Source organism: Pseudomonas sp. 5P_5.1_Bac1 (assembly GCF_025466015.1).
Classification (GTDB): Bacteria; Pseudomonadota; Gammaproteobacteria; order Pseudomonadales; family Pseudomonadaceae; genus Aquipseudomonas.
Map to the genome: position 1 here is coordinate 23,503 of NZ_JANLNX010000081.1, position 12,751 is coordinate 36,253.

The 12,751-nt window shown below is 64.9% G+C and carries 17 protein-coding genes; 15 read left to right on the top strand and 2 right to left on the bottom strand.

Annotation, left to right across the window (positions count from 1 at the left end):
* Positions 1 to 106: 106 nt before the first annotated feature.
* The 12 genes from ccmA (at position 107) to NTD82_RS16570 (ending at position 8,914) form a co-directional block, all read left to right on the top strand.
* Entirely contained in the window at positions 107 to 739 is a 633-nt protein-coding gene (gene ccmA / locus NTD82_RS16515) for a cytochrome c biogenesis heme-transporting ATPase CcmA (RefSeq protein WP_262129482.1), read from the top strand.
* The gene (gene ccmB / locus NTD82_RS16520; RefSeq protein WP_095156992.1) at positions 736 to 1,404 is read left to right on the top strand and encodes a heme exporter protein CcmB; all 669 of its coding nucleotides are present in this window, start codon (positions 736 to 738) and stop codon (positions 1,402 to 1,404) included. The genes ccmA and ccmB overlap by 4 nt, the downstream gene beginning before the upstream one ends.
* 43 nt (positions 1,405 to 1,447) lie before the next feature.
* Positions 1,448 to 2,218, top strand: coding sequence for a heme ABC transporter permease (locus NTD82_RS16525; protein WP_262129483.1), 771 nt, complete (start codon positions 1,448 to 1,450; stop codon positions 2,216 to 2,218).
* Complete coding sequence (gene ccmD, locus NTD82_RS16530; protein ID WP_095156994.1) at positions 2,215 to 2,391, top strand: heme exporter protein CcmD; 177 nt, start codon at positions 2,215 to 2,217, stop codon at positions 2,389 to 2,391. The genes NTD82_RS16525 and ccmD overlap by 4 nt, the downstream gene beginning before the upstream one ends.
* On the top strand, positions 2,388 to 2,840 hold the full coding sequence (gene ccmE / locus NTD82_RS16535; RefSeq protein WP_095156995.1) for a cytochrome c maturation protein CcmE: 453 nt from the start codon (positions 2,388 to 2,390) through the stop codon (positions 2,838 to 2,840). Before ccmD ends, ccmE begins: the two co-directional genes overlap by 4 nt.
* 11 nt (positions 2,841 to 2,851) lie before the next feature.
* The gene (locus NTD82_RS16540) at positions 2,852 to 4,825 is read left to right on the top strand and encodes a heme lyase CcmF/NrfE family subunit (protein ID WP_177454445.1); all 1,974 of its coding nucleotides are present in this window, start codon (positions 2,852 to 2,854) and stop codon (positions 4,823 to 4,825) included.
* The gene (locus NTD82_RS16545; RefSeq protein WP_095156997.1) at positions 4,822 to 5,358 is read left to right on the top strand and encodes a DsbE family thiol:disulfide interchange protein; all 537 of its coding nucleotides are present in this window, start codon (positions 4,822 to 4,824) and stop codon (positions 5,356 to 5,358) included. Before NTD82_RS16540 ends, NTD82_RS16545 begins: the two co-directional genes overlap by 4 nt.
* A complete protein-coding gene (locus NTD82_RS16550; RefSeq protein ID WP_095156998.1) occupies positions 5,355 to 5,831 on the top strand; it encodes a cytochrome c-type biogenesis protein in 477 nt (158 codons plus the stop codon). The genes NTD82_RS16545 and NTD82_RS16550 overlap by 4 nt, the downstream gene beginning before the upstream one ends.
* Positions 5,824 to 7,026 carry a c-type cytochrome biogenesis protein CcmI gene (gene ccmI / locus NTD82_RS16555; protein ID WP_262129485.1) on the top strand — a complete coding sequence of 401 codons (1,203 nt, stop codon included), beginning with the start codon at positions 5,824 to 5,826 and terminating at the stop codon, positions 7,024 to 7,026. The genes NTD82_RS16550 and ccmI overlap by 8 nt, the downstream gene beginning before the upstream one ends.
* Before the next feature lie 12 nt (positions 7,027 to 7,038).
* Complete coding sequence (locus NTD82_RS16560; RefSeq protein ID WP_110969411.1) at positions 7,039 to 7,449, top strand: hypothetical protein; 411 nt, start codon at positions 7,039 to 7,041, stop codon at positions 7,447 to 7,449.
* Positions 7,450 to 7,492: 43 nt separating this feature from the next.
* Positions 7,493 to 8,431, top strand: coding sequence for a 2-hydroxyacid dehydrogenase (locus tag NTD82_RS16565; RefSeq protein WP_262129486.1), 939 nt, complete (start codon positions 7,493 to 7,495; stop codon positions 8,429 to 8,431).
* Between the two features lie 78 nt (positions 8,432 to 8,509).
* Positions 8,510 to 8,914 carry a GFA family protein gene (locus NTD82_RS16570; protein WP_262129487.1) on the top strand — a complete coding sequence of 135 codons (405 nt, stop codon included), beginning with the start codon at positions 8,510 to 8,512 and terminating at the stop codon, positions 8,912 to 8,914.
* On the opposite strand, the gene NTD82_RS16575 is transcribed toward NTD82_RS16570, so the two are convergent.
* A complete protein-coding gene (locus tag NTD82_RS16575; RefSeq protein ID WP_095157003.1) occupies positions 8,907 to 9,416 on the bottom strand; it encodes a D-alanyl-D-alanine carboxypeptidase family protein in 510 nt (169 codons plus the stop codon). The two genes, NTD82_RS16570 and NTD82_RS16575, sit on opposite strands and share 8 nt — an antisense overlap.
* Before the next feature lie 145 nt (positions 9,417 to 9,561).
* On the opposite strand from NTD82_RS16575, the gene NTD82_RS16580 reads away from it, so the two are divergent.
* From NTD82_RS16580 to NTD82_RS16590, 3 genes are all read left to right on the top strand, one after another.
* Positions 9,562 to 9,900 (top strand): FKBP-type peptidyl-prolyl cis-trans isomerase, encoded by a 339-nt coding sequence (locus tag NTD82_RS16580; RefSeq protein ID WP_095157004.1) that lies wholly within the window; start codon positions 9,562 to 9,564, stop codon positions 9,898 to 9,900.
* A gap of 291 nt (positions 9,901 to 10,191) precedes the next feature.
* Positions 10,192 to 10,887 carry a histidine phosphatase family protein gene (locus NTD82_RS16585; RefSeq protein WP_262129488.1) on the top strand — a complete coding sequence of 232 codons (696 nt, stop codon included), beginning with the start codon at positions 10,192 to 10,194 and terminating at the stop codon, positions 10,885 to 10,887.
* A 119-nt stretch (positions 10,888 to 11,006) separates the two neighbouring features.
* Positions 11,007 to 12,227 carry a D-amino acid dehydrogenase gene (locus tag NTD82_RS16590; protein WP_262129489.1) on the top strand — a complete coding sequence of 407 codons (1,221 nt, stop codon included), beginning with the start codon at positions 11,007 to 11,009 and terminating at the stop codon, positions 12,225 to 12,227.
* Between the two features lie 21 nt (positions 12,228 to 12,248).
* On the opposite strand, the gene NTD82_RS16595 is transcribed toward NTD82_RS16590, so the two are convergent.
* Positions 12,249 to 12,686: an Lrp/AsnC family transcriptional regulator gene (locus NTD82_RS16595; RefSeq protein WP_262129490.1), complete on the bottom strand. Its 438-nt coding sequence runs from the start codon at positions 12,684 to 12,686 to the stop codon at positions 12,249 to 12,251.
* Positions 12,687 to 12,751: the final 65 nt, after the last annotated feature.

Genomic DNA, 12,751 nt, shown 5'->3' on the forward strand with positions numbered 1-12,751 from the left:
ATCCGGCGGCGCTCGCGACCAGACCGGTCGGCCAGGTTTTCGTTGTCACTATAACGGCCAGGCCTGTACCGACTTGAGACAGTCTGCGAAACCATAAGGCGAATCTGTGACTCCTCAACTCCAAGCCGTGGGCCTGGCCTGCGAGCGCGACTGGCGGATGCTCTTCGAACACCTCGAATTGCAGGTGTCGGCCGGCGACATGCTGCAGATCAGCGGTCCCAACGGCAGCGGCAAGACCAGCCTGCTGCGCCTGCTGGCCGGCCTGATGCAACCGACCCATGGCGAGGTGCTGCTCAACGGCAAGCCGCTGGCCGGGCAGGGCACGGAACTGGCCCGCTCCCTGGTGTGGATCGGCCATGCGGCCGGGATCAAGGACCTGCTCACCCCGGAAGAAAACCTCACCTGGCTCTGCGCCCTGCACCGCCCCGCCAGCCGCGACGCCATCTGGCAGGCGCTGGAGGCGGTAGGCCTGCGCGGTTTCGAGGACGTTGCCTGTCACACCCTGTCCGCTGGTCAGCAGCGCCGCGTGGCGCTGGCCCGGCTCTACCTGGACAGCCCGCCGCTGTGGATCCTCGACGAGCCGTTCACCGCCCTCGACAAACAAGGCGTCGCCCAGCTCGAAGCGCACCTGGCGCGGCACTGCGAGAGCGGCGGCATGGTCGTGTTGACCACCCACCATACGCTGGAACGCACGCCGTCCGGTTACCGTGATATCAACCTGGGGCAGTGGGCCGCATGAGTGTATTTGTCCTGTTGTTACGTCGCGAAGCCCGACTGCTCTGCCGCCGTCCGGCGGAACTGGCCAATCCGCTGGTTTTTTTCGCGATCGTCATCGCATTGTTTCCACTTGCGGTCGGACCTGAGACACAATTGTTGCAAAACTTGTCTCCAGGGTTAGTCTGGGTGGCCGCGCTTTTGGCCGTCCTGCTCTCGCTGGACGGGCTGTTTCGCAGTGATTTCGAGGACGGATCGCTCGAACAGTGGGTCCTTTCGCCGCACCCGTTGCCCCTACTGGTACTGGCCAAGGTGCTGGCACACTGGGTTTTTTCCGGGCTGGCACTGGTATTGTTGTCGCCGCTTCTGGCGGTGATGCTCGGATTGCCCGTGGAATGTCTGCCGGTCTTGCTGGCATCACTCTTGCTCGGCACTCCGGTGCTGAGCCTGTTGGGTGCCGTGGGTGCGGCCCTGACCGTCGGATTGAAACGAGGTGGTCTGCTTCTGGCGCTACTGATTCTGCCGCTATATATCCCGGTGTTGATCCTGGGCAGTGGCGCCTTACAAGCAGCAGTGCAAGCTATGCCTGCAACCGGATACCTGCTCTGGCTCGGTAGTCTGGCCGCCCTGGCAATCACCCTTGCACCTTTCGCAATAGCCGCCGGCCTGAAAATCAGCGTCGGCGAATAATGAGGTCTGGGCCACGCCCAGCAAAGACCCTGGATGTACCGTGATGAAAAGCAGCGCAATAAGCTGGACATGGTTTCACAAGCTCGGTTCTCCCAAATGGTTCTACGGCATCAGTGGCCGCATGCTGCCCTGGCTTGCCATCGCCGCGGTGGTGTTGATCGGCACTGGCGTGGTCTGGGGCCTGGCCTTCGCGCCGCAGGATTACCAGCAAGGCGATAGTTTCCGGATCATCTACATCCATGTGCCGGCGGCGATGCTGGCGCAGTCCTGCTACGTCATGCTGGCGGTGGCCGGGGTGGTTGGCCTGGTCTGGAAGATGAAGATCGCCGACGTCGCCCTGCAGAGCGCCGCGCCCATCGGCGCCTGGATGACCGCGCTGGCGCTGGTCACCGGCGCCATCTGGGGCAAGCCGACCTGGGGCAGCTACTGGGTCTGGGATGCCCGCCTGACGTCCATGCTCATCCTCCTTTTCCTGTACTTCGGTCTCATTGCCCTCGGCCACGCGATCAGCAATCGTGAGAGCTCGGCCAAGGCCTGCGCGGTGCTGGCCATCGTCGGGGTGATCAACATCCCGATCATCAAGTACTCGGTGGAATGGTGGAATACCCTGCACCAAGGCGCCACCTTCACCATCACCGAGAAACCGGCGATGCCGGTGGAAATGTGGCTGCCGCTGCTGCTGACCGTGCTCGGTTTCTACTGTTTCTTCGGCGCCGTGCTGCTGGTGCGCATGCGCCTCGAAGTGCTCAAGCGCGAAGCTCGCGCAAGCTGGGTCCGGGAAGAAGTGCTCAATAGCCTGGGGAACGCACGATGAGCTTTGCATCCTTCGGCGAGTTTCTCGCCATGGGCCGTCACGGCCTTTATGTCTGGTCTGCCTATGGCATCTGCCTGCTGGTACTGGCCGTCAACGTCGCTTCGCCGCTGCTGGCACGGCGCCGTTACCTGCAAGCAGAGGCGCGCCGTCTGCGCCGGGAGAACGCCAAGTGAATCCGCTACGCAAGAAGCGCCTGTTCATCATCCTCGGCCTGCTCGCCGGCCTCGGTGTCGCCGTGGGCCTGGCCCTCAGCGCGCTGCAGGAAAACATCAACCTGTTCTACACCCCGACCCAGATCGCCAACGGCGAAGCGCCGCTGGATACCCGCATCCGCGCCGGCGGCATGGTCGAGAAGGGCTCGGTGCAGCGTTCCAGCGACTCGCTGGATGTGCGTTTCGTGGTCACTGACTTCGCCAAATCCGTGCCGATCACCTACCGCGGCATCCTTCCGGACCTGTTCCGTGAAGGCCAGGGCATCGTCGCCCTGGGCAAGCTGAACGCCGACGGCGTGGTGGTGGCCGATGAAGTGCTGGCCAAGCACGACGAGAAATACATGCCGCCGGAAGTCACCAAGGCCCTCAAGGAAAGTGGTCAGACGGCCTCGGGAGCACCTGCGCAATGAACGCTTCGCTGATCATTCCCGAACTCGGCCAGTTGTCGATGATCCTGGCCATCTGCTTCGCCTGCGTGCAGGCCAGCGTCCCGCTGCTCGGCGCCTGGCGCGGCGACAGCCTGTGGATGAGCCTGGCGCGGCCGGCGGCCTGGGGCCAGTTCGCCTTCCTCGCCTTCGCCTTCGCCTGCCTGACCCATGCCTTCATGACCGACAACTTCTCGGTCGCCTATGTCGCCAGCAACTCCAACAGCGCCTTGCCCTGGTACTACAAGTTCAGCGCGGTGTGGGGCGCCCACGAAGGTTCGTTGCTGCTCTGGGCGCTGATCCTCGGCGGCTGGACCTTCGCCGTGTCGATCTTCTCCCGGCAATTGCCGCAAGTGATGCTCGCCCGCGTACTGGCGGTGATGGGCATGATCAGCGTCGGCTTCCTGTCGTTCCTGATCGTCACCTCCAACCCGTTCATGCGCCTGCTGCCGCAGGTGCCGGGTGATGGCCGCGACCTCAACCCGCTGTTGCAGGACATCGGCCTGATCGTTCACCCGCCGATGCTGTACATGGGCTACGTCGGTTTCTCGGTGGCCTTCGCCTTCGCCATCGCAGCGCTCTTGGGCGGTCGCCTTGATGCTGCCTGGGCGCGCTGGTCGCGGCCGTGGACCATCGTCGCCTGGGCCTTCCTCGGCATCGGCATCACCCTCGGTTCGTGGTGGGCCTACTACGAACTCGGCTGGGGCGGCTGGTGGTTCTGGGACCCGGTGGAAAACGCCTCGTTCATGCCCTGGCTGGTGGGCACCGCGCTGATCCACTCGCTGGCGGTGACGGAAAAGCGCGGCGTGTTCAAGAGCTGGACCGTGTTGCTGGCCATCGCGGCGTTCTCGTTGAGCCTGCTCGGCACCTTCCTGGTCCGTTCCGGCGTGCTGACGTCGGTGCACGCCTTCGCCTCGGACCCCGAGCGCGGTGTGTTCATTCTGTTCTTCCTGCTCTTTGTGGTCGGCGGCTCGCTGACCCTGTTCGCCCTGCGCGCGCCGGTGGTCAAGAGCCAGGTCGGCTTTGCCCTGTGGTCCCGCGAGACATTGCTGCTGGCCAACAATCTGGTGCTGGTGGTGGCGGCGTCGATGATCCTGCTTGGCACCCTGTATCCGCTGGTGCTTGATGCCCTGACCGGCGCCAAGCTGTCGGTCGGCCCGCCGTACTTCGACGCGCTGTTCATCCCGTTGATGGCGCTGCTGATGGTGGTCATGACGGTGGGCGTGCTGGTGCGCTGGAAAGACACCCCGGTGCGCTGGTTGGCGGGCATGCTGACCCCGGTGCTGATCGGCAGCGCCGTATTGGCGCCAATCTGTGGCCTGCTGGTGGATGATTTCGACTGGGCGGTGCTGACCACCTTCGCCCTGGCGGCGTGGATTGTCCTCGGCGGCGTGCGCGACATCTTCGACAAGACCCGTCACAAAGGGCTGCTCAAAGGCGTGCGTGGCTTGAACCGCAGCTATTGGGGCATGCACGTCGCGCACCTGGGGCTGGCGGTTTGCGCCCTGGGCGTGGTGCTGTCGAGCAACAACAGTGCCGAACGTGACCTGCGCCTGGCGCCGGGCGAGTCGGTGGAACTGGCTGGTTACCAGTTCGTCTTCGAAGGCGCCAAGCACTTCGAAGGGCCGAACTTCACCTCCGACAAAGGCACCGTGCGCGTGCTCCAGGACGGCCGCGAAATCAGCGTGCTGCACCCGGAAAAACGCCTGTACACCGTGCAGCAGTCGATGATGACCGAGGCCGGCATCGACGCCGGTTTCACCCGCGATCTGTACGTCGCCCTCGGCGAACCGCTGGAAAACGGTGCGTGGGCGGTGCGGGTACACGTCAAGCCGTTCGTGCGCTGGATCTGGCTGGGTGGTCTGCTGACCGGCCTTGGCGGTTTGCTGGCGGCGCTGGACCGGCGTTATCGGATCAAGGTCAAGAGCAAAGTACGTGACGTACTCGGCCTGGAAGGAGCAACTGCATGAAGCGTTGGATCATGGTGCTGCCACTGGCGGTGTTTCTGCTGGTGGCGGTGTTCCTCTACCGTGGCCTGTACCTGGACCCGGCCGAGCTGCCGTCGGCGATGATCGACAAGCCGTTCCCGGCGTTCTCGCTGCCCAACGTGCAGGGCGACCGCACGCTGACCCAGAACGACCTGCACGGCAAGCCGGCGCTGGTCAACGTCTGGGGCACCTGGTGCGTGTCCTGCCGGGTCGAACACCCGGTGCTGAACAAGCTGGCCGAGCAGGGCGTGGTGATCTACGGCGTCAACTACAAGGACGACAATGCCGCCGCGCTGAAATGGCTGGCCGAGTTCCACAACCCCTACCAACTGGATATCCGTGACGAGCAAGGCACCCTGGGCCTGGACCTGGGTGTATACGGCGCGCCGGAAACCTTCCTCATCGACGCCGAAGGCATCATCCGCCACAAGTTCGTCGGCGTGATTGATGAAACCGTCTGGCGTGAGCAACTGGCGCCGCTGTACCAGGGCCTGGTCGATGAGGCCCGGCCATGAAGCGCTGGCTGGCAGCCGCCGTTCTCGGCCTGAGCCTGTGCGGCGTGGCCAAGGCGGCAATCGACACCTACCAGTTCGCCGACGAGGCCGAACGCGAGCGTTACCGCGAGCTGACCAAGGAACTGCGCTGCCCCAAGTGCCAGAACCAGGACATCGCCGACTCCAACGCGCCCATCGCCGCCGACCTGCGCCGGGAAATCTTCCGCATGCTCGGCGAAGGCAAGAGCAACCAGCAGATCGTCGACTTCATGGTCGATCGCTACGGCGACTTCGTCCGCTACAAGCCGGCCCTGACTGCCCGCACCTGGCTGCTCTGGTTCGGTCCGGCGCTGCTGCTCGCCGGTGGCTTCGGCGTGCTGGTGGTGATCGTCCGCAAACGCCGCGTACCGGCGGCCGCTGGTTCGGCCGACCTTTCTCCCGAGGAGCGTGAGCGCCTCGCCAAACTGCTGGACAAAGAACAGACCCATGACTGATTTCTGGCTCGCGTCAGGCCTGCTGCTGCTGGTAGCCCTGAGCTTTTTGCTGATTCCGGTGTTGCGTGGCCGTCGTGCGCAGCAGGAAGAAGACCGTACCGCCCTGAACGTCGCCCTGTACCAGGAGCGTGTCGCCGAGTTGCAGGCCCAGGGCGAGGAGGGCGTGCTCAACGCCGACCAACTGGCCCGTGGCCGTGACGAAGCGGCCCGCGAGCTGCTCGCCGACACCGACAACGCCGAGCCGACCCGCAGTGCCCGGCTGGGCAAGGCGTTGCCGTTGGTGGCGGCGTTTCTGGTGCCGCTGATGGCGGTCGGGCTGTACCTGCATTTCGGTTCCAGCGACAAGGTGGAACTGGCCCAGGAATTCGCCCAGGCGCCGCAATCGCTCGACGAAATGACCTCGCGCCTGGAGCGCGCCGTCGCCGCCCAGCCCGAGAATGCCGAGGGCCTGTACTTCCTCGGTCGCGCCTACATGGCCCAGGAGCGTCCAGCGGACGCGGCCAAGGCCTTCGAACGCGCCGTCGGCGTGGCGGGTCGTCAGCCGGAGCTGCTTGGCCAATGGGCGCAGGCGCTGTATTTCGCCAACAACAAGCAGTGGACGCCGCAGTTCCAGGCGATCACCGATGAAGCCCTGAAAGCCGACCCGAACGAAGTCACCAGCCTCGGCCTGCTGGGCATCGCCGCCTTCGAGGGCGAGCGCTACCAGGAAGCGGTCGATTACTGGAACCGCCTGCTGGTGCAACTGCCTGAAGGCGACGCCTCGCGCACCGCGCTGCTGGGCGGCATCGACAAGGCCAAGGAAAAACTGGCGGCCGGCGAAGGCAAGGCGTCCGCACCGGCCACTACGGCCAGCGGCGCCAAACTGACCGTGCGGGTCGAGCTGGCGGCGGCGCTGAAAGACAAGGTCAAGCCGGACGACACCGTGTTCATCTTCGCCCGCGCCGCCTCCGGTCCGCCGATGCCGCTGGCGGCCAAGCGGGTCACCGTCGCGCAGTTGCCCATCGAGGTGGAGCTGAGCGACAGCGACGCGATGATGCCGAACATGAAACTGTCGAGCTTCGCCGAAGTCCAACTTGTGGCGCGCATCTCACGCTCCGGCCAGCCCACCAAGGGTGAGTGGATCGGCAGCGGTTCACCGCTGGCTACCAGCACCGAGGCGCCGCAACACCTGACCATCGACAGCCCGGACCCGTAAGAGAGCGCCCTCATGAACAGCACCGTACGCCTGACCCTGATTTCACTGGCCCTGGGGCTCAGCGCATGTACGGTGCATCAGCCCGAGCGCGAGCCGCTGCCGCCGATCCAGACCACACCCCCGCCAGGCCCGGTGATCAAACCGGGCCCGACCAAGCCAGTCCCGACCAAGCCGGTCACCCCATCGCAGAAACCCATGCCGCGCACCTCCGCCAGCTTCGCCCCGCCACCGGGCGGCGCCAGCCATTGGGACCCGCGCCTGGGCGTCTACGTGCTGGAGGGCAAGACCAACACCTTCTACCGCCAGCGCACCTACTACCGCTGGAACAACGGCTGGAGCTGGGCGACCAGCGCTGATGGCCCGTGGCAGGACACCGACAGCAGCGGTGTGCCGGGCGGTCTGGGACGGGCTTTTGGCCAGTGACCGGAGCATAATGCGGGCTCGCTGAAATGCCTGGGAGCCTGAAATGACAAAGACGGTACTGGTGCTGGTCGAGACGGTCGACGACTACCTGCACCTGCTGGAAAACCACGGTTATCACTTGATTCGCGCGCAGACCCCGGCCTTGCGCGCCGAGGCCATCGCGCGCCACGGCGGCGAGATCGACGCGGTGCTGACCCGTGGTCCGCTGGGCTTGTCCGCCGACGAAATCGCCGCCTTGCCGGCCTTGCAAATCATCTGCGTGATCGGTGCTGGCTACGAGCAGGTCGACCTGGCCGCTGCTGCCGCGCGGGGCATCACTGTCACCAATGGCGCCGGCGCCAATGCCGCGGCGGTGGCCGATCACGCCATGGCCTTGCTGTTCGCCGCGGTGCGCAATATTCCCCAGGCCGATGCCAGCACCCGTCAGGGGCACTGGAACCGGGTGATCAGCCCGTCGATCTCGGGCAAGCGCCTGGGCATTCTCGGGCTGGGCGCGGTGGGGCTGGCAATCGCCCGGCGCGGCGCCCTCGGGTTTGACATGCAGGTGCGCTATCACAACCGATCCCGGCGTGAGGAGGTGGTCTATGCGTACTGCGACAGTCCGCTGGCGCTGGCGAGGGAGTCGGACTTCCTGATCGTCGCCACGCCCGGTGGCGCCAACACCCGGCAACTGGTGGACAGCGCGGTGCTGGATGCACTGGGCCCGGACGGGTTTCTGGTGAACATCGCCCGGGCCAGCGTGGTGTCCACGGAGGACATGGTCGCGGCATTGCGCGAGGGGCGGATTGCTGGCGCGGCGCTGGACGTATTCGATGACGAGCCGAACGTGCCGGACGCAGTCAAAGCGCTGCCCAACGTGGTGCTGACGCCCCATGTGGCCGGGCAGTCGCCCGAGGCGGCGCGGGATACGGTGGCGCTGGTGCTGAAGAACCTGCAGGCGTTTTTTGCCGGGGAGCCGGTGTTGACGCCAGTGACTGCTTAGGGAGTTCAGATCAAGCACAGCGCCGCCATCCCCACTGCTAGACTCACCCGCCACCTCATAAACGCAAGGAGCCCCGTTATGCCAACCCACCACGGCACCTGCCTCTGCGGCGCCATCCAGCTCTCCGTCACCCTCGACGACACCCGTGTCAGCGCCTGCCATTGCAGCATGTGCCGTAAATGGAGCGGCGGTCCGCTGCTGGTGGCGCACAGCACGCAGCCCCTGCAATTCAGCGGCGCCCAACCCGCGGTCTACGATTCGTCCGACTGGGCCCAGCGCGGTTTCTGCCCGAGCTGCGGCACCCATCTGTTCTACCGCCTCAAGGCCGGTGGCTTCGACGCGGTCCCGGTCGGCGTCCTCGATGGCGACACGGCCTGGACCTTCGACCTGCAGGTCTACGTCGATGAAAAACCGGCCTTCTACTGCTTCTCCAACCCGACCCACAACATGACCGGCGCCGAGGTCATCGCGCAGTTCAGTTGATCGCCAGCAAGGTCGTGCCGTAGCACCAGTGCCACGGCTCGAACTGATAGCCCAGCGGGTTGTTTCGCGGGTAGGACAAATGGAAGTCGAACCTGTGCGCATGGTGGGTCAGCCACTGGTAGGCGCGGCTGTGTTCGAAGTCGATGTCCAGCGAATTGATGTCGATCGCCCGACCTGTGTGGTGTTCGCTGTAGCCGGGCGGGGCGTTGACCGCGAGGATCTGCTCGAGTGACTGGCCGCGCTTGAGCTTGGCGCGGATGAGATTGGCCTGGTAGGCGACGCTGCGGTAGGCCGACATCAGCCACAGCTCGACCCCGGCGGCCGCGGCGTCAGCCTTCATCCGCTTCCAGGCCGCGGCCGCGTCTGGCTCCAGTTCGAAACGGCGCTCGTCGGCGTTGATTTCGGCAATCGCCAGCACCCGGGCTTCGGGATAGGCGACAAACCCCCGCGCCAGCAACAGGTCTTCACTGATCCCCAGCTCCTTGCATAGCTCCTTGCTCATGTCGTGCCCTGCCGCCTGTAGGTGGATGTCTGACTCAGGCTAGCCCGTGTCAGACCGATAGCCAATGGCCGCTTGCTCCTTGCAAATCCGCGGCAATCCTGCGAAAAGGCTGCGGCTACGATTACCGCGCTTGAACGAGGTCACTATGAGCGGCGAACTGCAAATCACCGACGTCCAGTTGGGCGACGGCAAGGAAGTGGTCAAGGGCGCCCTGATCACCACCCATTACACCGGCACGCTGGCCGACGGCAGCGTGTTCGATTCGTCCCACCAGCGCGGCAAGCCGTTCCAGTGCGTGATCGGCACCGGCCGTGTGATCAAGGGCTGGGACCAGGGCCTGATGGGCATGAAAGTCGGCGGCAAGCGCACGCTGTTCGTGCCGGCGCACCTGGGTTATGGCGAACGCAGCATGGGTTCGATCCCGCCGGGTTCCGACCTGCGGTTCGAGATCGAACTGCTGGAAGTGCTGACCCGCGATGACTGAAGAAGTCAGATGCTTCAAAAAGCCCTCAAAACCAACCATCGGGTAGATTTCGGACGCGTGAAGCCGAAATGGTTTATCGCGGTTGAGGCATCGTCTTAATTCCGTAACAGCCAGGACCTACATTCAATCCTGCTTACGGATAAGCACCCAGGGACAGAACCAATCGGGCTTATTGCACTCTCAAAGGACGCCCGTTTCCACGGAAGGAACGACAGACAGGGATGCTCCGCGGCTTCGGCCGCGGGGCAGCACTGACGGGTCAATCTCGATTCTTTCCGCCAAGGGTTCATCATGAAGTTGCCCGTGACGCTTCCTTTCCGCCGCCAGGTCCTGTTTTGCACCGTGCTCGCCGCTGGCGCGGCCCTTCTCGGTTTCACCACCTTCGACAGCTTCGCCAAACCGGTGGACGGCACCCAGACGCTGGTCTTCCTGCGTCACGCCGAAAAGCCCGGTGAAGGCCTCGGCCAACTCAACTGCCAGGGCCTGAATCGCGCCCTCGACCTCGCCACGCTGCTGCCGGAAAAATTCGGCAAGGCCGATTACGTCTTCGCCGCCAACCCCACCCGCGAAGTGGAAGAAGGCGCCAATGACGACAGCTACAGTTACCTGCGCCCGCTGATGACCATCAGCCCCAGCGCCATCAAGCTCGGCCTGCCGGTCAACATCGACTACGGCGCCAACGACACCGGCGCCCTCGCCAATGAACTGCTGAGCAACAAATACCGCAATGCCACGGTGTACACCGCCTGGTCCCACGGCTACCTGCCCGAACTGATCAACACCGTGGCCGGCAAGGCCCTGGGTGAGAAGCGGGTGATTACCGAGGACTGGGAGAACAGCGACTTCGATTCGCTGTACGTGCTGACCCTGACCTGGCGCGATGGCAAGGCGACGATGCTCAGTCGCAATGTGAAGCAGGGGCTGGATGGTGGGGATGTGCAGTGTCCGGGGCAGGCGGTTGAGTCTTCCGGGTTGGCGGTGCGGTAGATTTTTGGTGAGAGCGCGGTCATTCGCGAGCAAGCTCGCTCCTACAGGTTTTGCGTTTTCTTGTTCCTGCTTGTTGCTCGCCTTACTCTGAGCCCCGTTTCGGCAAATGGATTGCGGGCATGACGAGTCGGGTAACAGTCATCGGCGGCGGTGTGATCGGCCTGGCCACGGCCTACGCGTTGGTGCGCGAAGGTTTCGCGGTGGAGCTGATCGAGGCCGGTGAAGCGCTGGCCAGCGGCGCCAGCTTCGCCAACGGCGGGCAACTCTCTTATCGCTATGTGGCGCCACTCGCCGATGCCGGGGTGCCGTGGCACGCGCTCGGCTGGATGCTGCGCGGCGATTCGCCGTTGCGCCTGCGTCCGCGCATGGACCCGGCGCAGTGGCGCTGGCTGCTGGCGTTCATGGCCGCGTGCCGGGGCTCGGTCAACCGCGTCAACGCCGCGCGGCTGCTGCGGCTGGCGCTGCACAGTCAAGACACCTTGACCCGCTGGCGCGAGGAAGACGGCCTGGACGGTTTTGCCTGGCGGCGCAATGGCAAGCTGGTGGTTTTCCGTGAGTCCGCCAGCTTTGCCCAGGCCAGGCAGCGGCTCGATGCGGATCACCAGCAAGCACTCGGTGCCGATGAACTGGCGGGGCTGGAGCTGGCCTTGGCCGGTGTACCGTTCATGGGTGGCGTGTTTACGCCCAGCGAAGAAGTCGGAGATTGCCACCGCTTCTGCCTCGCCTTGGCGGCGCGCTTGCGGGCCTCGGGGCGTTGCCATTTCCGCTTGGGCCAGCGCGTCAGCAAGATCCGTCACAGCAAGGGTGTGGTCCAGGCGCTGGAGTTGGGTGACGAAGTGCTGGCGGTGGAGAACCTGGTGCTCTGCGCGGGCTATCGAGCTACGCAACTGGGCCTGCCGGGGTTGCGATTGCCGGTGTATCCACTCAAGGGCTACAGCCTGACCGTGCCGGTCGGCGCGCGTGCGCCGGAGGTGAGTGTCACCGACTACGACCGCAAGATTGTCTACGCCCGCATCGACCAGCAACTGCGGGTGGCGGCCATGGTGGACATCGTCGGTTTCGATGAAACACCGGACCCGCTGCGCATCGCCAGCCTGCGGCGCCAGGCCGCCGCCAGTTTTCCCGACGCCGGTTACTACGCCCACGGGCAGGAATGGGCCGGCATGCGCCCGGCCACGCCGACCGGGGTGCCGCTGCTGGGGGCGAGCCCGTACCGCAATCTGTGGTTGAACCTCGGCCATGGCGCCCTGGGATTCACCCTTGCCTGCGGCAGTGGACAACTGCTGGCGCGGGCCCTTGCCGGAGGACCGCCCGCGCTGGAACTGCCCGGCCTTGTCTGATCGCCGCCGTTCGCGGAGCCCTCAATCCATCGGCGGCAGGCGCCGTTTTACCGGGGTCTTCTTGACGATCGCTGTGCTGGTTTCGGCGTGGCTGTTGAGCTTGTCCAGCAGGGTGTCGAGCTGCTCCATCGAGCGCACGTGCAGGCGGGCGATAAAGCAGTCGTCACCGGTGACCTTGTCGCATTCGGTGAACTCCGGGATGGCGACGATCTGCCGTTCCACTTCATGCAATTGCCCCGGCAGCGGGCGAATGCGCACGATGGCCTGCAACTGGTAGCCGAAGCTGCGTGGGTCGACTTCGACGGTGTAGCCCTTGAGCACGCCGCGTTCTTCCAGGCGGCGCAGGCGTTCGCTGACGCTGGGCGCGGACAGCCCGGTCAGGCTCGCCAGCGCCTTGAGCGAGCGCCGCGAATCTTCCATCAGGGCGTTGAGCAGCAGTTGGTCGATAGCATCGGTCATGAAAATTCCCTCGTTAGGCGATTGCGGGAAATCACCTTGATAAAAAAGGTCGTCGACGGTTTCAG